16 protein-coding genes are annotated in these 21,445 nt (G+C 51.9%); 1 reads left to right on the top strand and 15 read right to left on the bottom strand.

The window, feature by feature from the left end; all coding sequences use genetic code 11:
* Window positions 1–8: 8 nt before the first annotated feature.
* From holA to miaB, 9 genes are all read right to left on the bottom strand, one after another.
* Window positions 9–1,031, bottom strand: a complete 1,023-nt coding sequence (gene holA, locus AAC007_RS06065) for a DNA polymerase III subunit delta (RefSeq protein WP_295873847.1) — start codon at window positions 1,029–1,031, stop codon at window positions 9–11.
* Window positions 1,031–1,549, bottom strand: coding sequence for an LPS assembly lipoprotein LptE (lptE, locus tag AAC007_RS06060; protein ID WP_295873845.1), 519 nt, complete (start codon window positions 1,547–1,549; stop codon window positions 1,031–1,033). Before lptE ends, holA begins: the two co-directional genes overlap by 1 nt.
* Window positions 1,539–3,998 carry a leucine--tRNA ligase gene (gene leuS / locus AAC007_RS06055; protein WP_339675251.1) on the bottom strand — a complete coding sequence of 820 codons (2,460 nt, stop codon included), beginning with the start codon at window positions 3,996–3,998 and terminating at the stop codon, window positions 1,539–1,541. The genes lptE and leuS overlap by 11 nt, the downstream gene beginning before the upstream one ends.
* Before the next feature lie 969 nt (window positions 3,999–4,967).
* Window positions 4,968–6,455 carry an apolipoprotein N-acyltransferase gene (gene lnt / locus AAC007_RS06050; RefSeq protein ID WP_339675249.1) on the bottom strand — a complete coding sequence of 496 codons (1,488 nt, stop codon included), beginning with the start codon at window positions 6,453–6,455 and terminating at the stop codon, window positions 4,968–4,970.
* A gap of 263 nt (window positions 6,456–6,718) precedes the next feature.
* Window positions 6,719–8,338: an FMN-binding glutamate synthase family protein gene (locus AAC007_RS06045; RefSeq protein ID WP_339675247.1), complete on the bottom strand. Its 1,620-nt coding sequence runs from the start codon at window positions 8,336–8,338 to the stop codon at window positions 6,719–6,721.
* 124 nt (window positions 8,339–8,462) lie between these two features.
* Complete coding sequence (locus AAC007_RS06040; protein WP_339675245.1) at window positions 8,463–9,314, bottom strand: transporter associated domain-containing protein; 852 nt, start codon at window positions 9,312–9,314, stop codon at window positions 8,463–8,465.
* A gap of 17 nt (window positions 9,315–9,331) precedes the next feature.
* A complete protein-coding gene (gene ybeY / locus AAC007_RS06035) occupies window positions 9,332–9,802 on the bottom strand; it encodes an rRNA maturation RNase YbeY (protein ID WP_295876141.1) in 471 nt (156 codons plus the stop codon).
* A complete protein-coding gene (locus AAC007_RS06030) occupies window positions 9,799–10,785 on the bottom strand; it encodes a PhoH family protein (protein WP_295876138.1) in 987 nt (328 codons plus the stop codon). Before AAC007_RS06030 ends, ybeY begins: the two co-directional genes overlap by 4 nt.
* A 67-nt stretch (window positions 10,786–10,852) precedes the next feature.
* Window positions 10,853–12,241, bottom strand: a complete 1,389-nt coding sequence (miaB, locus tag AAC007_RS06025) for a tRNA (N6-isopentenyl adenosine(37)-C2)-methylthiotransferase MiaB (protein WP_296434953.1) — start codon at window positions 12,239–12,241, stop codon at window positions 10,853–10,855.
* Between the two features lie 190 nt (window positions 12,242–12,431).
* Here miaB and AAC007_RS06020 point away from each other — a divergent pair, with 190 nt between their 5' ends.
* The gene (locus AAC007_RS06020; protein WP_295876132.1) at window positions 12,432–12,776 is read left to right on the top strand and encodes a DUF1820 family protein; all 345 of its coding nucleotides are present in this window, start codon (window positions 12,432–12,434) and stop codon (window positions 12,774–12,776) included.
* Window positions 12,777–12,858: 82 nt separating this feature from the next.
* On the opposite strand, the gene AAC007_RS06015 is transcribed toward AAC007_RS06020, so the two are convergent.
* The 6 genes from AAC007_RS06015 to AAC007_RS05990 form a co-directional block, all read right to left on the bottom strand.
* A complete protein-coding gene (locus tag AAC007_RS06015) occupies window positions 12,859–14,136 on the bottom strand; it encodes an aminotransferase class I/II-fold pyridoxal phosphate-dependent enzyme (RefSeq protein WP_339675243.1) in 1,278 nt (425 codons plus the stop codon).
* Between the two features lie 158 nt (window positions 14,137–14,294).
* A complete protein-coding gene (locus AAC007_RS06010; RefSeq protein WP_339675241.1) occupies window positions 14,295–15,785 on the bottom strand; it encodes a DUF1631 family protein in 1,491 nt (496 codons plus the stop codon).
* Window positions 15,786–15,903: 118 nt separating this feature from the next.
* Complete coding sequence (cmoB, locus tag AAC007_RS06005; protein WP_339675239.1) at window positions 15,904–16,875, bottom strand: tRNA 5-methoxyuridine(34)/uridine 5-oxyacetic acid(34) synthase CmoB; 972 nt, start codon at window positions 16,873–16,875, stop codon at window positions 15,904–15,906.
* Window positions 16,872–17,594 (bottom strand): carboxy-S-adenosyl-L-methionine synthase CmoA, encoded by a 723-nt coding sequence (gene cmoA, locus AAC007_RS06000; RefSeq protein ID WP_339675237.1) that lies wholly within the window; start codon window positions 17,592–17,594, stop codon window positions 16,872–16,874. Before cmoA ends, cmoB begins: the two co-directional genes overlap by 4 nt.
* 449 nt (window positions 17,595–18,043) lie before the next feature.
* Complete coding sequence (locus tag AAC007_RS05995) at window positions 18,044–19,750, bottom strand: Ig-like domain-containing protein (protein WP_339675235.1); 1,707 nt, start codon at window positions 19,748–19,750, stop codon at window positions 18,044–18,046.
* A gap of 224 nt (window positions 19,751–19,974) precedes the next feature.
* Complete coding sequence (locus AAC007_RS05990; protein WP_339675232.1) at window positions 19,975–21,216, bottom strand: DUF3047 domain-containing protein; 1,242 nt, start codon at window positions 21,214–21,216, stop codon at window positions 19,975–19,977.
* Window positions 21,217–21,445: the final 229 nt, after the last annotated feature.

Here is a 21,445-nt window from a genome sequence, read left to right as displayed (position 1 = left end):
CCTGTCGGTTAAAGCTTTTCCGCGAGCTTTTGACCGGCTAACAGCGACACCAAGTTAGCAAAGAGGATGCTTGCGTTCTCTTTGCTTTGCCCTTTTTGGGCGGCGTCTATACGGGTGGCAAGCTGCAGAAGTTTGCCGAGCTGGGCGCTTTTCAAACGGCGCAGGGTATTTTTGTAGAGACTTTTGCGCTTGTCCCAAACCCGAGCGCCATCTAATACGCGATCTATGCCGCCACCCTGTTCTAATTGCTGCGCGCACTGATACAGGGTGCGAATTTCCCGTGTTACCGCGCCGAGCATGGCGATGTCTTCGCCCCCTTCAGCCTGCAAGCTATTAAGCATTTGCAGAGCGTTACCAGCATTGCCAGCCAGTGCGGTGTCGATTAGTTTAAACACATCGTAGCGCGCGCTACTCGCCACCGCATTGGCGACGACGTCGGCGGTGATGCTGCGCTCGCCCGCCAGTATTTTGAGTTTAGAAATTTCTTGGTCAGCGGCCAGTAAATTGCCTTCAACCCGATCAGCTAACAGTTGCACTGCGTCGCTGTCGGCGTTGAGGCCGATCTTGCGCATGCGCTGCATGATCCAGTTATCCAGGTGTTGGCGCTCTATTGGCCACACTTGAATGACTGCGCCGGCCGCGTCGAGCGCTTTTACCCATTTGCTGTTCATGCTGCGGCTGTCGAGTTTGCCGCAACTGACTAGCAAAATATTACTGCCGTCGGCATGCCCCAGGTATTCCTGCAGGGCCGCCGAGCTTTTTTGGTCCATTTTGCTATCGCCAATTCGCAGCTCAATGAGTTTGCGGTCGCCAAATAAAGACATGGATTGGCCGGAGTCTAGCAGTTGAGCCCAGTCGAAGCTGCGATCAACATTGAGTACTTCGCGTTCGCTAATACCTTCTTTGCGACAGTGCTGGCGAATGGTGTCGCAACACTCTTGGGTAATAAGTAGCTCGTCGCCAGTGATCAAATAGGCAGGCAGCAATTGCTTGCTGAGGTGTCCGGTGAGTTGTTCCGAACGAATCCGCATTAGGGTTGGTCTTGGAGTTGATGAGACCAGAATTCGACCTGGCGAGCGAGACGAATACTCAACTGCTCGCGCATTTCGGCGCGCACTATAGTGGACTCGGTTTCTTCGCCGACGGGGTTGTCGGGGTCATTCACAATCAGGCGACGTTGCTGCAGTGTGTGTGGGCCGCGCAGATTCGTGCCGTCGGGGCTTTGCAGTTCAATACTGGCCGATTCAAACAGCGCATACTCGGCGTCGCGGGCCTCGCGATCAAGGGCGACACTGCGCTTTTCTTCGTCTAATAATTTAACAATAACTATTAATTTTGCGTCTTTGCGGCGCTTGCTAACTGCGACATCGTTTATGGCGAATTGGCGTTTAAGCGACGAGCTGAGCTCTTGGCTTTCGCGATCACTGGCAACGTAAATTGGCTGTAGCGTGGCGTCGATACTGCTGTCACCGCGCAGAGCAAAGCCACAGCCAGCCAGTATTAAGCAGGCTGCAGCGATAAACGAAAAACGTGTCAGCTTAGTTAGCAACGATATTCACCAGTTTTTTGGGGACCAAAATTTCTTTGCGGATGGTTAAGTCCGTCAGAAAGCGCTGCACATTCTCTTGCTCACGGGCTAGTTTTTTAATGCTCTCGCCATCTGCATCGGCCGCGACTTCAATGGTAGCACGCAGTTTACCATTGACCTGCACCGCCATTTCAATGGTGTTACGCACCAGGGCAGACTCATCTACCTGCGGCCAAGGCGCATCGATAACCGCATCGCTGTGGCCCAGGTTCAGCCAAAGTTGGTGGCTGATATGCGGCACAATGGGGGCGAGCAGGCGCACAGTGGCTTCAATGGCTTCGCGCTCAACGGCCAGGCATTGTTCGCTTTGGCGCTGGAAGCGGCTGACATCATTTACCAGTTCCATTACTGCTGCAATTGCGGTGTTGAAGGTCAGGCGGCGGCCGAAATCATCGCTGACTTTGGCGATGGTTTCATGAGTTTTGCGGCGTAAATCCTGCTGCGGGCCACTCAGATTTTCTGGTGTTAGCGCTGGCGCTGAACCGGCTTCTAGGTGGGTTGCGGCTAGTTTCCACAGGCGCTTTAAGAACCGGTGCGAACCTTCTACTGCGCTGTCAGACCACTCAAGGCTTTGCTCTGGTGGCGCGGCAAACATAATAAATAGGCGCACCGTGTCGGCACCGTATTGCTCAATTAAGGCTTGCGGGTCAACGGTGTTGCCCTTGGATTTGGACATTTTGCTGCCGTCTTTCAAGACCATGCCTTGGCAGAGTAGCTGCTTAAACGGCTCGTCAGAATCCAGCAGGCCTTCGTCGCGCATTAATTTGTGAAAGAAGCGCGCGTATAAAAGATGAAGAATGGCGTGTTCAATACCGCCGACATACTGGTCTACTGGCAGCCAGTAGTTCGCGCGGTCGCGATCAAGCATGCCGTCTTCAAAGTCGGGACAGGTAAAACGCGCGTAGTACCAGCTGGACTCCATAAAGGTGTCGAAGGTATCGGTTTCGCGCTCGACCGCGACGCCGTCGAGTTCGTCTTTGCGCCACTCCGGGTCGGCCTTGATGGGCGACTGCACGCCGTCCATTTCCACGTCTTCTGGTAACAGGATCGGGAGCTTGTGAGCCGGCACGGCAATTTCGCCGCCGTCGGGTAAATTAAAGATCGGGATTGGCGCGCCCCAGTAACGCTGGCGGGAAACACCCCAGTCGCGAAGGCGGTAATTGGTCGTGACTTTACCTTTACCCTGCGCGACGAGTTCATCAGAAATCGCTTTAAACGCCGCGTCAAAATTTAGTCCGTCGAAGGCAGCTGAATTAACCAATATACCTTTGTCGGTGAAGGCGCCGTCTTCCAAATTGACGGTGTCGCCATTTTCGGGGGCGATAACTTGGTTGATAGCGAGGTCGTATTTTTTCGCGAACTCGTAATCGCGCTGATCGTGGCCGGGTACCGCCATGACCGCGCCGGTGCCGTAATCCATCAGCACATAGTTAGCGATCCAAACCTGCACAGCGTCACCGGTTATCGGGTGGCGAGCGTCAAGGCCGGTGAACATGCCTTTCTTTTCCATGGTCGCCATGTCGGCCTCGGCGACCGAGCTATTGCGGCACTCGTCGATGAAGGCGGCCAGCGCGGGATTACTTTTGGCGAGCTCCAGGGCAATGGGGTGTTCTGCTGCTAGGCTCACGTAGGTAACACCCATAAGGGTATCTGGACGGGTTGTGTAGACTTCAAAACCGCCCATGCCCGCGACAGGAGCGTCCAGATCAAAGCGCATTTGCACGCCCTGTGAACGGCCAATCCAATTGCGCTGCATGGTCTTAACTTGCTCTGGCCAGCCGTCGAGCTGATCCAAATCATTCACTAATTGATCTGCGTAGCTGGTGATTTTAATAAACCACTGGGGGATTTCTTTGCGCTGAACCTGGGTGTCGCAGCGCCAGCAGCAGCCGTCGATAACCTGCTCATTGGCCAACACGGTTTCGTCGACGGGGCACCAGTTCACCGCCGAGGTCTTTTTGTAGACCATGCCTTTTTCGTAAAGACGGGTGAAGAACCACTGTTCCCAGCGATAGTAATCGGACTTGCAAGTGGCAAACTCGCGCTGCCAGTCATAGGCAAAACCAAGTTGCTTAAGCTGGTCGCGCATATAGGCGATGTTTTCAACCGTCCACTTAGCCGGTGCGGTTTTGTTTTTGACCGCCGCGTTTTCAGCCGGTAAACCAAAGGCATCCCAGCCCATAGGCTGCAACACGTTCTTGCCCAGCATGCGCTGGTAGCGCGAGATGACATCGGCAATGCTGTAGTTGCGCACATGACCCATATGCAATTTGCCGCTGGGGTAGGGGAACATCGCCAGGCAGTAATATTTTTCGCGGCTGGTATCTTCAACGGCGGCGAAGCTGTTTTGCTCCTGCCAGAATTGTTGAGCGCAGGTTTCGATGTCGCGTGGGGCGTATTGGTGGTCCATTGGCGGTGTCAGGTCTCTGTACAGCGGGTGTATAAGTTAAGGGCGCTTATTCTAACAGCTAAGCGGGCTATGAATAAGTGTCTATTTTCGCGCCTGCGGCGCCAACATAGCGGTGGAAGCCATACTCCCATTGATTCGCGGGTGAATTGGCTGTTTTATTCGGTTTGAGTTAAAAATCGAGGCTTGCCGAATTAGTGATTAGCTATATCTTCTTGCGCTTTCTTGGGGGGAGCATTCTTTAGTAACTCGTCATACCCGACACCGATCGGGTATCCGGATGAGCGAAGCGATTGTCTTTGCTTAGATACTGGTCTTTGGTTTGTTTTATCAGTTTACTGGGAGCCCTTGTTTCGCCCAGCTGGGCGACCCACTTTCTTTTTGCTTGCCCAAAAAGAAAGTGGGCAAAGAAAAAGGGCACCCTGCATCACCGTCGATGGCAAAAAGACGCCATCGATCCCTTGTGCGCTTCGCAAGAAACGGCGCGAGAAAAACTCGCCTGCGGCTCAAACAGTTTCTCGCTCTAATCCGTTACTTGCTGCAGTGCTCAGCGGCGCTGAAGGGAAGTTGGTGTAGGCTGAGAGTCTCTTTGTGAAACGGCATTCTATGTCTAATACCAATACGTGACGCCGCATTAAGTCCCGCTTTTGAACTCACTGAGCATCGCATAAATTCAATGGGATGTTTTGAGCGAGGACTGTCTGAGCCGAAGGCGAGTTCCGCAGCGATCCCATTGGATTTTGAGAAGCACAGGGTACCCGAAGGGTGAGTGATTGCGGGCGGATTTCTTGCTTACTTCTTTTTCCGAGAAAAGACAATTTGCTTTTTAATTGATCGCCGCTTTTTGGCGACCCGAAGGGTGAGGCACGTAGTGCCGAATAACTAAGTCGTCCAGCGAGGGCGAAACAAAAGCCAACAGAACACTATAAAAGTGGATATATAAATTGCCAGCTTAAAAACTATTCGCCTTGATCACGCCGGATTCGAGCGGCGTAAAAACCTTGCGCAGATCACTAATCCAAAACACAAAACAATAATCGGCGTTGAGCCATAACGCGTGAACGGCGTAGTGCCATTCCGGGCGTGAACAACGCCTTTTAAGTTGCCGGCAGTAAACGAGGGAATACGCGTCCGGATATTGCCATGGTGATCGACAATGGCGGTAATGCCTGTACTCGTTACGCGGATGAGTTCGCGACCGTTTTCCAGTGCGCGCATCTGCGCCATTTGCATGTGCTGGTCGGGTCCAATGGAGCGACCGAACCAGGCGTCGTTGCTTATGGTGAATAGCAGGTCACTGTGGCGGGCGCTTTGGGCTACTAAGTCTGGATACGCAATTTCGTAGCAGATGGAGGGTGCCAGCTGCCAGCCTTTGACTTGCAGGTGGCCTTGGTCCGGGCCGCCGCGCTTAAAGCTCGACATGGGGAGGTCGAAGAAGGCGATGAGGCCGCGAAGATAGTGGGCCAGCGGCACGTATTCGCCGAAGGGAACAAGGCGTTGTTTGTGGTATATGCCTTCGCCGCCACTGATGACCATTACCGAGTTGTGCATGTCTTCTTTTGTGCGGGTGGGTACGCCGGTAATAAGGGCGCTGTTATTGGCCTCGGCGCGTTCGGCGATGTATTCGAAATAAGACAGGGCGTTGTGATAAAGCGTTGGGATGGCCGCTTCAGGCCAAATTACTAGGTCGGAATCTGGCCACAGTTCTTCAGACGCCAGATCGTATTGCTCTAAAGTTGCCCAATACTGGGTGTAGGCCCATTTTTTTTCCTGCGAAATATTGGATTGCACGGCGCCTATGCGCAGTGGCGGCTTAGCGTCGGCGGTGGTCCATTCGTGATTTTGCAGTGAGAAACCCAAGGCGAATAAGGCAAGGCAGGCGGCGATGGTGGCATAGCCGTGGCGTTTTAATTGGGCGGGCGCGGTAATGCTAAAGGCGATGGCTGCGCCGCTTAGCGCGACCCAAAAACTCAGGCCGTAAACACCGATGACTGGCGACCATCCTGCCATAGCGGTATGTAGGTGGCCATAGCCCAGATAAAGCCAGGGAAAGCCGGTAAATATCCAGCCGCGCAGCCATTCCGCTAGCACCCACATTGCGGCAAAGCCCAAGGTTTTACCGGCGATACCATCGCGAATCCAGCGGCAGTAAATATAAGCAAATAGTGCGGGTACTAGGCCCAAACCTATGCAGAATAGTGCCGTCATAGGTATGGCTAGCGCGACGGAGGTGCCGCCAAAATCGTGCATGGCGACGTAAACCCACGACACGCCAGTGGCGAAGCTGGCACTGCCAAAGCTCCAGCCGAGCATGAATCCTTGTTTAGCTGTCGCGTTGTTCAAGCTGGCGGCGAGGGCGGCCATGACGATGATGGCTGTCCACCACCAATCAAAAGGAGCAAGTGAGAGAGTAAGGCTGGCGCCGGCGACTGCAACAAAAGCGTAGTGACTAATTTTCACAGGGGGTTGTTCCGGCCATTCATGTAAAAACGGAGGCCTAGCAGGTTGTTGATTTTCGTTTTCGAGGACGCCAATGCAAGCGGAAGGCCGCCCCGACAAAAACGGCCGAAATGAGGGAGTTTATGCATCATAAATGACCGATTTGAGTCCGTTTTAACCAACAGTAGGCGCTTTAGGCGACGCCGCAGTGACTACGCAGATAGAAAATCAACAACCTGCTAGTGTAGCGACGGCCTCGGTTGGGCGCTAGAGTAAGATGTGAATTAGCGTGGTCGGGCGTCTTTGCTCGCCGTGATAGGAATGGCCGAGCGGGTATGGCTCTCTATGTCGACGTCGTCGTCTGCGGTGCTGGCGATTAAGTATTCCGGCTTTGGCGTTTTTTCCGGGTAGCGGTCGGTCAAGGGTTCTGGGCTGCCGTTATTGTCTATTAAGTAAACGTGTCTGCGGGTTAAGGCACGGGCTTCTTTCACACCGCAGGAGTGGGCTATAACACCGACTTCATGCATCAGGTTTAGCGCGTAATTCTTAACGCGGGTGGCTTTGTTTTCTGGCACCAAGCCGCGCTGCAGTTCTGGGTCGTGGGTGGTAATGCCAGTGGGACAGGTGTTTTTATTGCATTGCAGCGCTTGTATGCAGCCGAGTGCAAACATAAAGCCGCGAGCACTTACGATGAAGTCTGCGCCAACACACAGTGCCCAGGCCGCTTCGGCGGGGTTGATCATTTTGCCCGAGGCGATGACTTTAATGCGCTTGCGCAAATTGTATTCATTTAATTTGTCGACCACCAAGGGCAGGCTGCGGCGAATGGGCAAGCCCACGTAGTCCATTAAGCTTTGCGGTGCTGCGCCGGTGCCACCGTCGGCGCTGTCGATGGTAATAAAATCGGGCGCATATTCCAGGCCGCGCTTGTGGATGGTTTCGCCGAGTTCGTCTAGCCACTCCGAAAAACCGATCACCGCTTTAAAGCCCACGGGTTTGCCGGTGACATTGCGAATTCTTAGCACCATGTCCAACAGTTCATCGATGTTGTGGATATCGGTGTGACCGTTGGGACTGATGGAGTCTTTGCCAATTTCGATGCCGCGAATTTTGGCGACTTCTTCGGTCACTTTGCCGCCGGGCAAGATGCCGCCTTTGCCGGGTTTTGCACCCTGGCTAAGTTTTATTTCAATCATTCGCACCTGGGGGTGAGCTGCGATGGCCTTGAGTTTTTCGTCGCTGAGATGACCCTCGGCGTCGCGCACCCCGTATTTGGCGGTGCCGATTTGAAACACGATGTCGCAGCCCGCTTCGAGGTGATAGGGTGACAGGCCGCCTTCACCGGTGTTGAGCCAAATGCCGGCTTCTTTTGCACCGGCGCTTAAAGCGCGGATGGCGGGTTTTGAAATGGCGCCAAAGCTCATGCCAGAAATATTGAAAATCGCTGAACTGGTATAGGGATGTTTTGCGAAGCCTTCGCCGATGGTCACCGCGTGGGTGGGGGCGGCGTCCTGGCTCAAGGTGGGAAACAGGCAATTCATAAACAATACTTCATTGCTCTGGTTTAGCGGTCGCGTTGAACCAAAGGCAATGGTGGTGTCGATGTTTTTTGCGGCGCGATAGACCCAGGAGCGCTGGGAGCGATTAAATGGCAGTTCTTCTCGATCCATGGCAAAAAAGTACTGCCTAAAGAATTCGCCAAGGTGTTCAAAAATATAGCGAAACCGGCCAATAACGGGATAGTTACGGCGAATGGCGTGTTGGGTCTGGGTGATGTCGCTGATGTAGATGTAGACTAGATAAATAGCGCCGAGCCCAAGCAGGAACAAAAATAACAGCGCGCTGTATTCAATGAAGCTACTGGCGATTTTATTGAGCGTATCTAGAGTTTGATCTTCGGACATGCTGGCCTCTACGCTGTTAAATATAAGCGATGCGTAAGTCCATTGTAGACCTTAATTGGGGTGTAAGTTCAAGCGGCGGAAGATTTCTCTCCCGCGCAGCAGAGATAATCCGATTAGGGCGCTGCTAGCTTTCGTCTAGTTTGCGCATTCTCAATAAATGGATCTGGCGGTTGTCGGCATTCACCACTTTGAATTCGAATTCTTCCAGGCGAGTAATTTCATTGCGGCTGGGAAGGTGACCAAATGCTTTGAGGAGCAGGCCGCCAATGGTGTCGAATTCTTCGTCGCTAAGACGCGCATTGAAATAATCGTTGAAGTCGTCAATGGGTGTGAGTGCTTGCACTACAAAGTCGTTGTCGGCAATTTTGCGGATTGGCAGGTCGTCGTCTTCGTCGTACTCGTCTTCAATTTCACCCACGATTTGCTCGAGAATGTCCTCGATGGTGATGAGGCCGGCGGCGCCGCCGTATTCGTCAATCACCACCGCCATGTGATGGCGTTTTTCGCGGAAATCCCGCAGCAAGACGTTTAGTCGTTTGCTTTCTGGCACGAGGGTGGCTGGGCGCAGAATGTCACGAATATCGATATCGGCGCTGTTCTCAAATTTCCACAACAGCGGCAACAAGTCCTTGGATAACAAAATACCCAAGACATTATCGAGGGTGTCACCGATAACGGGATATCTGGAGTGGCCGGTGTCGATAATGATGGGGAGGAGCTCGCTGAGGGGCTGGTCTGCCTTCAGTACCACCATTTGTGGCCGCGGAACCATAATTTCTCGGGCCTGCATATCACTGATATGCATCGCGCCTTCAACAATACTTATTGCATCGTCATCGATAACTTCGTTCTGTTTGGCGACAGCAAGCAGTTCAAACAGATCTTCCCGTGTTTTGGGTTCAGATGAAAAAGCATGGGCAATTTTCTCGATCCAAGATTTATCACTTGGATCGTTGCTAGATCGATCTTCGCTCATGGTTTTGGGTGCTGTCCTCACGAAATAGGGGTATAGGGGTTACTGATATCCAGTGTTTTTAGCAGCGCAATCTCCAGCGCTTCCATCTCTTCTGCTTCGTCATCGTCAATGTGGTCGAAGCCGAGCAGGTGGAGTGTACCGTGAATTACCATATGCGCCCAGTGGTCATGGCAGGCTTTGTGTTGCTCGCCGGCCTCGCGCTCTACCACTTCTTTGCAAATGGCGAGGTCGCCAAGCAAGGGTAACTCAAGTTCTGGAGGTAGATCTGCTGGGAACGATAATACATTAGTTGGGCCGGATTTCTGCCGGTACTGGGCATTTAAGTCGGCACTTTCCACTTCGTCGATCAGGCGAATGCTCAACTCAGCCTCTGTCCTTAGTCCCGCCAGAGCGGTTGTTGCCCACAGAATAAACTGGGCTTCGCTGGGCAGGTTGGCGGCATCGCAGGCGATTTGTAGATCGAGCTCCAAATCTATTGTTTGATTCATCGAGGCGCGCCGAATTCAGCTTCAAAGGCGGCATAGGCTTCTACAATGCGCTGTACTAGCGGGTGGCGCACCACGTCTTTGGCGGCGAAATGGGTCATGCTGATGCCTTCAATATCACCCAAGACGTTCATTACGTGCACGAGTCCCGACGGTGTGCCGCGGGGTAGATCAATCTGAGTAGCGTCGCCGGTAATGACCGCGGTTGAGCCGAAACCAATGCGGGTTAGAAACATTTTCATTTGTTCGCGGGTGGTGTTTTGCGCCTCGTCTAAAATGATATAGGAGTCATTTAGGGTCCGGCCGCGCATATAGGCCAGCGGTGCTATCTCAATAATATTGCGTTCAATCAGCTTGGTCACTGTCTCTATGCCGAGCATTTCGTACAGGGCATCGTACAGTGGCCGCAAATAGGGGTCGATTTTTTGGGCGAGGTCGCCAGGCAGAAAGCCCAGTTTTTCACCCGCTTCCACCGCGGGTCTAACGAGTAGAATGCGCTGCACTTCATTGGCGATTAAGGCTTCGACGGCGCAGGCTACGGCTAAATAGGTTTTGCCTGTACCGGCGGGGCCGATGCCGAAGTTTATATCGCAGCTTTGGATGGCTTTCACATAGAGTTGCTGGTTTTTGCCGCGGGGTTTAATACTGGCCTTTTTGGTTTGAATAAGCACCGGCAACTCGTCACTGCTGGCGGGGCTGCTGAGCTGTTCAATACCGGCTTCTTGCAGGTGTAGGTGCACGGTTTCGGTATTCAGCGCACTGCCATTTTGGCTTTCGTTATAAAGGTGCTTAAGTAGCTGCACGGCGTCATCTACCGCATTCGCTTGGCCGTTTATTTGAAAGGTATTCCCGCGCGCTGCAATACGCACTTGCAGGCGTTGCTCTATTAACTTGAGGTTGGCGTCCAGGTGGCCGCACAAATTGGCCAGCAGGCGGCTGTCGTTCGGTTCAAGAGTTAATACGCGTTGAATATCTTGTGCAGTCAATGGTTCACCGATTGTCGCCGTGGCGACGCAAATAAAAAGTGTAGATAGCTATTGAGCAAGGCACCGCTTAAGCGATCAGTTCGCCGCGCAGTGAATTGGCGTAGGCCTCTAAAATAGTAACGTCAGCAAATTGCCCTATTACCGTCTGATCTAAACAGGGGAAATTGACCACCCTATTATTCTCAGTACGGCCCTGCAATTCGCCCGGATCTTTGCGGGATACGCCCGTTACCAGAATGCGTTGTTGGCTGCCGACCATTTGGCGGCTGATTTGCGCCGCGTTTTGCAGAATATGGTGCTGCAGGGTGGCTAGTCGTTCTTTTTTAACTTCTTCTGGCGTCTCGTCTGGCAGTTGTGCTGCCGGCGTGCCGGGGCGAGCGCTGTATATGAAGCTAAAGGAATGATCAAAGCCGATGTCCCGTATCAATTGCATGGTGTCATTGAAGTCGTCATCAGTTTCGCCGGGGAAGCCGATGATAAAGTCAGACGACAGACTAATATTGGGGCGTATGGTTTTTAGCTTGGCAATTTTTGCACGGTATTCATCGGCGGTGTGGCCGCGCTTCATGGCCGCTAATATTCTGTCGCTGCCGTTTTGCACCGGCAAGTGTAAGTGGTCTACCAATTCAGGAACGGTGGCGTAGGCTTGGATCAGTGCCTCGCTAAACTCAACTGGATGCGAGGTGGTGTAGCGAATTCGGTCTATGCCGTCGACTTGCGCGACAAAGTGGATAAGCTCCGCAAAATCGACGATCTCGCCCTCGTGATTTTCACCGCGATAAGCATTGACGTTTTGGCCAAGCAAATTCACTTCACGCACACCCTTGGCAGCGAGTTGAGCGACTTCGGTAATGACGTCATCGAAGGGGCGGCTAACCTCTTCTCCGCGGGTATAGGGCACGACGCAGAAAGTGCAGTATTTAGAGCAGCCTTCCATAATGGAAACGAAGGCGCTGGGGCCGTCAACGCTGGGCTCAGGTAGCGAATCGAATTTTTCGATTTCTGGAAACGTGACATCGACGATGATTGGGCCATCTACTTTTTTGGCGTCGAGCATGCCGGGCACGCGGTGCAGGGTTTGCGGCCCAAAGATTAAGTCGACGTAGGGCGCGCGCTTACCAATATCGCTGCCTTCTTGACTGGCAACGCAACCGCCGACCCCAATTTTGAGATTCGGGTTTTTATCTTTAAGTTTTTTCCAGCGGCCGAGCTGATGAAAGACTTTTTCCTGCGCTTTTTCGCGGATTGAGCAGGTGTTTAGCAGTAGCACGTCGGCTTCGTTTGGGTCGTCGGTGCGTTCATAGCCGTGACTTGCACCCAGCAGATCTTGGATGCGCGCAGAATCGTATTCGTTCATCTGGCAGCCATGGGTTTTAATAAACAGCTTCTTAGGCTTGTCAGCGGCGAGGGCTGTCTCTGTCACCGAGGCGTTGGTTTGGGCGACATCATTTGACATAAGTTCTTCAGGCATAAGGCGCAAACAGGCTGCTAATAAAATTGGGCAGGCATTATAGCGAAAATGTCGCCTAAAACCCAGAAGTGCGGTGGATTTGGCAAATTTATGCTATGATCCGCGGCCCGGTTTTACGGTGTGTTTTAATCTTTATCTGTGCCCCACAGCTGTACCCAGAGACAATGGAAAGACTATGGCCCAAGCCCCTATTTATAAAGTCATTTTTCACAACAACAGCAAGGTTTACGAGCTTTATGCGCGCGCTATTTATCAAAGCGATATGTACGGCTTTATAGAAATTGAAGAGTTTGTGTTTGGTGAGCAAAGCCAGATTGTGGTGAATCCGGGTGAAGAAAAACTGAAAAATGAATTCAGTGGTGTGACGCGCAGCTATATTCCGATGCATTCAATCGTGCGGATTGATGAAGTAGAGAAAGAGGGCACCGGTAAAATCGTGGACTCTGACGGCAGTAGCAATGTGCGTCATTTTCCCAGTGTGCCAGGCCGGCCGATTACCCGTACGCCAGATCCCGAGTAAGCTGCATACTGCGCCAATTGGCGCAACCGTATATAAAAAAGGGTGCCAATTGGCACCCTTTTTTCGCTTGGCAACTAAGCGATTAACTTAGTCGCTGTTTTACAGAAGCTAATTTCACACAGGTGACAAATACCGCCATCGCGCGGTCGATTTCATCCAGGCTCGGCACGCTGGGGGCAATACGGATATTGCTGTTGGCGGGATCTTTGCCGTAGGGGAAGGTCGCACCCGCTGGGGTGAGTTTTACGCCGGCTTCAGCGGCCAATTTCACCACTTCTTTGGCGAGGCCGGGCAGGGTATCAAAGGACACAAAATAGCCGCCTTGTGGCTCGGTCCAGCTCGCCATGCCGGTATTACCCAATCCTTCACGCAGGTGCTTAAGCACAATATCAAAGCGCGGTTTGAGAACCTTGGCGTGCTGTTGCATATGCTCTTTGATACCGTCGGCATCTTTTAGAAGGCGAACGTGACGCAGCTGATTAATTTTGTCTGGGCCAATTTGCGACATGCCCAAGTGGTGGGTGAATGCTTTTAAATTAGCTTTCGACATTCCCGCAAAGGCGACGCCAGCGCCGGCATAGGTAATTTTTGAGGTGGAGCCAAATAAATAGGCGCTGTTTTCGGTGCCATATTTGCGGCAGCTGGTCATTAAATTGGCCAATTCCGGGGCGTCGTCACTGAGGCTGTGAACCGCGTAGGCGTTGTCCCAGAAAATACGGAAATTACTGCCGGCGATGTTGCCGAGCTGCGCGATCCGGTCAACCACGGCGTCTGAATACACCGTACCCGTTGGGTTGCTGAAGCGCGGTACGCACCAGATACCTTTGATTGATGGGTCGCTTTTTAGTAGCTGCTCAACGGCGTCCATATCTGGACCGTCGTCGTTTAACGCCACGGTCACTAGCTCAATACCCAAATGCTCACAGACACTGAAATGACGATCGTAGCCGGGAACCGGTGCGATAAATTTGACGGTGCTGCCTTCACTGTTCCAGCTAGCGCCAAGCTCGCCAAAGCCTTGGTGCAGACCAAACTGGGCGGCCATATACATCAAGGTTAAGCTGCTGTTGCCGCCGATCAGCGTTTCTTCGGCGCTGACGCCGAGTACATTGGCAAATAGACGTTTGCACTCTGGAATACCATCGAGGCCGCCGTAGTTGCGCAAATCTGTATTGCTTTCATTGCTTAGATCGCCGCCCAGAATGTCATTGATGGCGTCAGAGAGTGAAAGCTGTTCTGCGCTGGGCTTGCCGCGGGTCAGGTCAAGATTTAAACCAGAGGCTTTAAACTGTTGGTATTCCTGGGTCAGCGTAGATTCCCAGTCGCGCAGTTGTTCAGTAGTTGCTTGATCGAGTTGCAAAGTCATCACCTTAATGCGTGATCGCCATACGAAGCGATTGAACGTGTAGAAATTGGGTCGCGTTAGGCCGTGATGGCCAAACATGCGGGCGGGAAATTATATCTGCTTTTTATCGCTATCGACACCCGCCACCGCACATTTACTGTGCGCAGCGAGGCTTAGCGCATGGCGTCGGGCTTGTTAATGCTGACGCTGCGGCCGGATGCAATTAAGCGCAGCTGATGAAGCTCGTCGATTAATGCTTGTGAGGCTTGGTAGCTGTAATTTATGCGCTGTAAGCCATCGCTAAGCTCTGTTTCGATGTCTTTACTCATCGCTTTAGCGCGACGCAGTTCAGACCAGTCTGAATGGGGTTGTATATACCAAATAATATCGTCAATAAGCTGTAGGCTGCGACGCAAGGGCGCGCTGTTGCTGCCGTGGCGCAGCCAGTGATACAAGATGATCGTGGTCATGGGGCCGTAGAGCATATTATCGACACTGAGGGGAAGCGTAGTCGGTAGCGAGGCGGTTTTCTGGTCAAGCATTTCATGCACTTTTTTGCGCAAACGCGTTAAGCGCTTTTGGCCGACTTCGGCATTCAAACTGCGTTTGTCGTTGAGTTTGATACTTTGTATTAAGTGTTGGCAGCAGGCATCGATTTGCTCGCGAATCTGGTAAAACTGACTGGCATTGATGTTGTGGGCTGTCAGTTTTTTACAAATTATTTTAAGTTCGGCGTCAAATTGCTGGCGTTGATTTGCTTGCGCGTCATCCCATTGGCAGAGGGTGTTGATCACCTGCCGACAGATTTGTCTCGCGGGATGCAGCGGATGCATAAATGCATTGCGATCTTTTAGGGCCAGGCTGCTCACACTGGTTTGCAAGGTATTGAGTGAGCTCAATACACCTGGCGATAATCTGCGTTTGGTGGGCAGCAGTTGAAATATATTTGCGGCTGTCTCTAGTAGCTCTGCGTCGCTGGGCTCCATGACGACGGCGTTGTCACTGGCACGGCGTCGATGTGAGTGCAATTTGAGCAGGCGCTGCAGCCTTGTTTCAGTTAGCGCGCGATCCTGTGTCGAAAGATTGTTTTCGCTTAGTTGTTGCTTGATGTGGCTGATCCAAGCCTCGACGTTATGGGTTTGATTTTCGACTGGTAGCGATTCAAATAAATCATCGTAGAGCTTGTTCAATTCTTGAATTAACAGGCCTTGGAACATGGTTAGGGCGTGATGCCGGTGGGTGGCGTCTAGTTTTAGTGGCGCTAAAATCTGCTGGAATCCAGCGAGCACGGTTATCGGGGCAATGGCGCGACAAATATTGCTCAGTTGCGGCTTTTCTTTATCAAAATAGGCATCGGGTAATTTTTCAAGGCGCTGCGCGAGTCTATCTAGTGAAGGATGGCCACCGGCTTCATAGGCGCGGTTGGTGTTGAAGGCGCGATTGATATGATCGGCAAATAAACGAAATGCCTCATCTTGCCCCAGTTTAACGGCCTGTTGCTGTGCTAATAAGTTAGCTTGTTCTGTGGAATCACTGGCGGTGAGAGAGCGGCGATGAAAGTTGTCTTCAAGACGTTCAAAATAGCGGTACAGGTGCTCGCCGAACCACAATCTTGATTGCGATTTGAGGCGGTCGCTCAGAAGTCCTGTTCCAGTTTGCAGCATGATTTATTCCGCTGTGCCATTTCTTGAATTTATTTGGCACGTTTTCATACTTATAAGTTTCATCAACATATCACAAAAATGCCATTTTGTGGCTTTGTGAGTCAATTATGCGACGCTGTTACGGTTTTTCGGCAATGAAGGTAGCACGGCGCGGTGCGGGATAGCCCTCGATCGTTTGATTTGAATCTTCAGGATTGAGGAATTCTGCCAGCGAGTGGAAGGTCATCCACTCTGTGCTGCGCTGTTCTTCGCAAGTGGTTTGGCTAACGTCGATGAGCTGGGGGGATTTAAATCCCGCTTTTTTCAACCACGCTTCGAGTGTGTCAGTGGTAGGAATAAACCACACATTGCCCATTTTACTGTAGCGATCCTCGGGCACGAGAACTTGGCCTGGGCCACCTTCGATGACGAGGGTTTCTAATACTAATTGGCCGCCGCGGCGAAGGCTGTCGCGCAGTGCGATCAGGTGGTCAAAGGGCGAGCGCCGGTGGTACAAAATTCCCATAGAGAAGGTGGTGTCGAACGCTTGCAACTTCTCCGGCAAGTGTTCTATCCCCATCGGTAAAACGGCGACGCTGTTGTCACAAAGGTATTTTTGCAGCGCGAAATACTGCATCACAAACAAGGGGGTTGGGTCGATGCCGACGACGAGATTGGCGCCCGCGCCGCGCATTCGCCAACAGTGGTAGCCGCTGCCGCAGCCGACATCTAAGACATTGCGCCCAGCTAGCGGGGCAATGGCGTCCTTGAGTCGATCCCACTTCCAGTCCGACCGCCATTCGGTATCGATATGCACCCCAAACAGGTCATAGGGGCCTTTGCGCCACGGGTGGAGCCCTTTGAGCGCGTTGTGCAGCTGTTGACGCTGCTCTTCGTTGCTTGGGCCGTCGGCGCCGACGCGAGAGCGGTCTAAAGTAGTGGTTTCGGGACTGAGGTTGGGCAGTGCGGCTAGGGCATCTTTCCAGCGGGGTAGATCGCCGTAGCGGTCCTCGCTAAGTCCCGCCGCGATTTGCGCTGCTAGTGTTTGGCTCCAGCTTGTCAGCTCCGGTATTTCGTCTAGGCGGTTTAGGAATGCTTGGTAGTCGATCATTTTATGGCAACTAATGACGCAAAATTAAAACATTGGAACCAGACATCGATACTGCTAAAACCGGCGTCGCGGAGTCTTTGCTGGTGCTTGGCCAAGGTTTCAGGAATTAATACATCTTCTATCGCGCTGCGTTTCTGTGCAACTTCCAGCTCGCTGTAGCCATTTGCGCGTTTAAACGCATGGTGCAGATCGGTGTTTAATTCTTGTAAATGAGGGTCAGAAAATTGAATTTTTTCAGACAGAATTAAAATACCGCCAGGCCGCATCGCGTCGCTGATGGTTTGGATTAGCGCGGCGCGTTGTTCAGCCGGCACAAATTGTAGGGTGAAGTTGAGTACGACCACCGATGCGTTGGTGATCTGAGTATCTTGAATATTCTCGCAGCGCAGCGAAATCGATTGCGGTATATCTGCAATATAGTCTTCGCAGCGAGAAATCATCGCCGATGAATTGTCTACACCAATGATCTGACAATTGCGCTCGCCGATTTCCCGCGCCATTGCGAGGGTGCTGGCGCCGAGCGAACAGCCAAGGTCATAGCAATTGCTTGCCGTTTGGGCGTATTTGCCCGCCATCACTCCCGTCATGGCAATGATCGTTGCGTAACCGGGGACTGAACGCTGAATCATGTCTGGAAAAACTTCGACTACATGCTCGTCAAAGGCAAAGCGCGCGAGGCTTGCTTGGGGCGTGGCGTAGAGGGTGTCGGGTTTGGTCATTGGATTTTAATTAGCTTATAAGTTCAAGGGCATTTTATCACAGGCCTCGGTCAAGATATTTAAAGTTGCATTTTGCTTCGGCGGTTAATGTGTCGTCGACAATTCAATTATTTTTGAATGCTTTCAATATGAAGTGGAAGTTTTCCGGCAGGGGATACTGTAAGGCGATCTTGTAGTCCCAACCTTGCGGGTTGGGACTGCTGCAAAAGTGAATGTTGCCGCGTCCTGCTATTCTAGCTTCCATTATGCCTGTGTTTCAGGTCGGCTGAAGGCACACCTACGCAAGGTACTAGTACTTCTTCAACTTGAAAATGACGTGTGACTCTGTAGGTTGGGTTGAGCGGTAGCGATACCCAACAAACGATGGTAGAGCATCCCACCATGTTGGGTTTCGTTCCTCAACCCAACCTACGAGCTTTGGCATTAGGCAACATCAATTTGAAAGAGTACTAGTGTTGCACTACGTTCGATAGATCCTTTGAGATTATACCAAGCGGTGTGGTTACGGTAACCGTGAATGTGCCTTCGCCGTCAGCCGCTCCGCGGCCGATTCGGAACGCGTAAATCGCCGGCCCTGAAAGATTGGTGGATATTTGAGTGTACGATGTAGTGCCTTGCAAGTTTCCTATAGTCGTCGATGCCGAAATAGTGGTTCCAGCAGGGGGTACCTGTCCGCGTTGATCAGATACCGAGACGATAACGGTTTCCACCTTATTGTAGATATCGATTGTTACTGGCTGGATATTAACAATTAAGCCGGAGCCTGATAGAACGATAACGATGCTTTCACGCAGAGTGATAGTGGAGGATGGGCTGCAGAGGTTGGGGCCCTTGCAGAGTAGGCCGTCAAACTTGCCATTTTTAAGGTCGAAGCCTCCGGTGGCCTCTGGGTTCTCATTGAAATTCACGTAGGGTTCGTTTGAGTCTCTAACGCCATTTTCGTTGTCGTCTCTGAATGCTTCGTCTAGGTCTTGTAAGAAAGGTAGTTCAGCATCATCGAATTGGCCATTTGAGGTTTCGCTGTCGATGAAGGACTCCTCTCCGACTGCTGTTGCCAAAACGGTGACACGACCATCGGCGGGACGAGGGTTTTGCGAACTTAATGTCACGCTGCAGGCCCCTGATACTGTCAAACAGCTGCCATCTACCGCAGCACCCTCGGCTTGAAAGGACACTGCGGTACCATCGGGCACAGGGTTGTTGTAACGGTCTGCTGCTCGAATGGTCAGCGTGGTCTTAGTGCCGTCATACTCAAAGCCTTCGATGTTGAGAGTGGTTGCGCTGAGAGAGAAGCTGTCGTTATCAGCAATACCTGTACTGACAACAAGAGCGCTTGATTGAGCGGAAGTAGTAATTCCATCTCGAGTGGCAGTAGCGGTAACACGCACAGCAGTAGCGACTGTTCCTGACGCCACCGTTGTACTGGCTATACCGTTGGCATCAGTAAGACCTGTTTCGTTACTGATAGTGATTCCGCCGGCGGTATTATCAAGAGAGAATGATACTTCTTGGTTGGGAACGGGGCCGCCAGTCGAGTTTGATACAAGAAAGGAAACTTTGGATTGCTCTGGAATCGCACCTGAGCCTTTTAGTCCAATCACACTAGGGGTGGCGGCGGTAAAGCCAATTGAGCCAAGGGGCGAGCTTACGGTCGTGATTCCAGCTTTTGCGGTGTAAGAAGTTAAGTCCACGCTAGTGAGGGCTGTTATGGTGTCGACGCCTTCGCAGCCTCTAGCGGTATAGGTCACGCTGGTGCTGCCATTGGTGTTAATGGTGGCGATGCTGGGTGAAACTTCAGCTTGGCCTGATACTATACAATTTGAGCTGAATTGAACTGTGATTGTGCCGTCGGGACTGGCTGCTTGTGTGGCTATTGGGTTTCCAACTTGATCGATCAAGGAGACTGATAACGTCGCGCTTTCACCCGCATCTAGGTCGGTTTGATTGGTGGCCATTGAGCCCACAGTAAAAGCATCGCCAGTGAATGAGCCGAACCGTACTGTGTTTGGATCGGATGATCCGTCGCCGTTTCCACCGCCGTCATTGTTACCGTTTCCGGGTATGAGCGTTGGGCCACCATCACTGCTTCCGCCTCCGCAGCCAGCAAACAAAAATACTGCAAACATTAATAGGCAGGCACGAAACAAGACCTTCATAGCGGATGTCCTCTATCTCTTAGTTGTTCTGTTGGGCCATGCTGGCCTTCAGATTATATATTTTCTTAGGTTAGCTCACTAAGTCCCTAAGTATGAAGGCATATTAGCGCAATTTGCTATTTTGTGCGGAAAACTTGTTGTCGGGACGGCAAAATAGCGTCAAAGAAGTATGTTCTGTGCAGTTGTGGTGGTGATTGTGCGGCTTTCGCCACCAGGCTGGTTTGTTAGTCGTAGATGATTTTTGTACCTTGTTCATTGCGCAAATTTATTTGACGATAGCGGCAACGGCCTTCACCTCGTTGGAACGCTGAATTCGCGATCAGCCACACGCCAACGACTTTGTTCGGAAGTGGTCCGCCAATAGCGCGTTGGTAATCAGCGAGGACATTGCGAGATTCGTTAAGCCAGTGTCCTAAATCTGCAGGATCATTTCGCAGAACCCAATGGGTTTCACGCTTATCCCACCACGGCAGCGGACACTGAAAAATAGTATCTATGTCGAGGTCGCTGCTCCACATATAGGTAAGATCAAGGCCGTTGTCGAACTCTAGCGCGATAGACAGGTAGTCATGCGTGGGTTGGATGTGCTCGGCCAATTTCGAAGGTAAAGCGTCAACCCACCACTGCCAGTTAAAGACTAAATCGCTGTTCAGCGCCAGATTCACTGGATACTGTAAGATCCCGCCATTCGCATGTGTGGCACAGCACAAGCTATTTTCTTTCTCTTGGTATATTTCGCTAGCACCTAAACGCCATAAGTAGTGCCAGCCTTTCGGCGCCTGAATAGGTTCTTTGAAGCGCGCTAGCACAGGGCCAAATAAATTCACATCAGCAGCCGCGGCCGCGGTTAAAGCGTCCTGTGCATCAACCTGCCAGCGCAGAACAGCTGCGGCGAACTCCCCATTAACCTTTAAGCTTGTAGTATCCGGATCGAATCCGCCTTGCGCATCTCCGAACTCACCAGGCACCGCAGCAATGAGTTCTAATGTGCCGCCTTGTTCTGCAGTAATAACGGCGCCGCCCAAAGGCAGTGTGTTGATATGCCCTTTGTTATCCCGATTGATGATGCGATACCACAGTCCGAAATTCGGGCCGATAACAACATCAAGTCTTCGCGATAGATATAGGCCGCCATCCCCCATCACGGTTATTGATTCGCCTGCTGCTAGATTAATGCCCGTATCCGTCCATTCTTGTGACCCGGCCGGTAAGGTAAATAGGTCGCAACTGGATAATTGTTTATCTAGAGCCTGCAGTCCGGCTTCAAGGCGTTGCCTAAAAGCAGTAGTTATGTCTTCAGCCTTTGCGGGCTGATTTTGCAGTCGAAAGCGTGAGCGAACATAGTGGGCGAAAGTGGGGAGCGGTGATGGGGCGTTTCTTTCTGGCGGGCTTGCCGGGTCACGGGGTTCTTGGTCACCTGTCAGGCCGAGAGTTTGATATAAGCGTTGCAAGACGGTAGATGGCATTTGTTGTTCCTGTATTGGCTTTCGCTGAGGTGTAGTCACTCGGAAGGCTTTTTGGTTTATATGTAGCTACGTGTCATTTTAGATTTGGTGTCTTGACTGACGCATTGGATATTAGTCGCAAATTTGTCGGGATGTTAGTTTGTTTTGGTCGTGCGGACGTTCTTATCCATCGCTCAAGTGTAGAGGGCTTTTCTGGGGGTGAAAAAACCACCCTTCGTTGAATTTTAGG

The organism is uncultured Zhongshania sp. (genome assembly GCF_963975605.1).
Taxonomy (GTDB): Bacteria; Pseudomonadota; Gammaproteobacteria; order Pseudomonadales; family Spongiibacteraceae; genus Spongiibacter; species Spongiibacter aquimaris.
The sequence above is the reverse complement of the archived record's forward strand: the minus strand, read 5'-3'. Positions and strand labels throughout refer to the sequence as shown.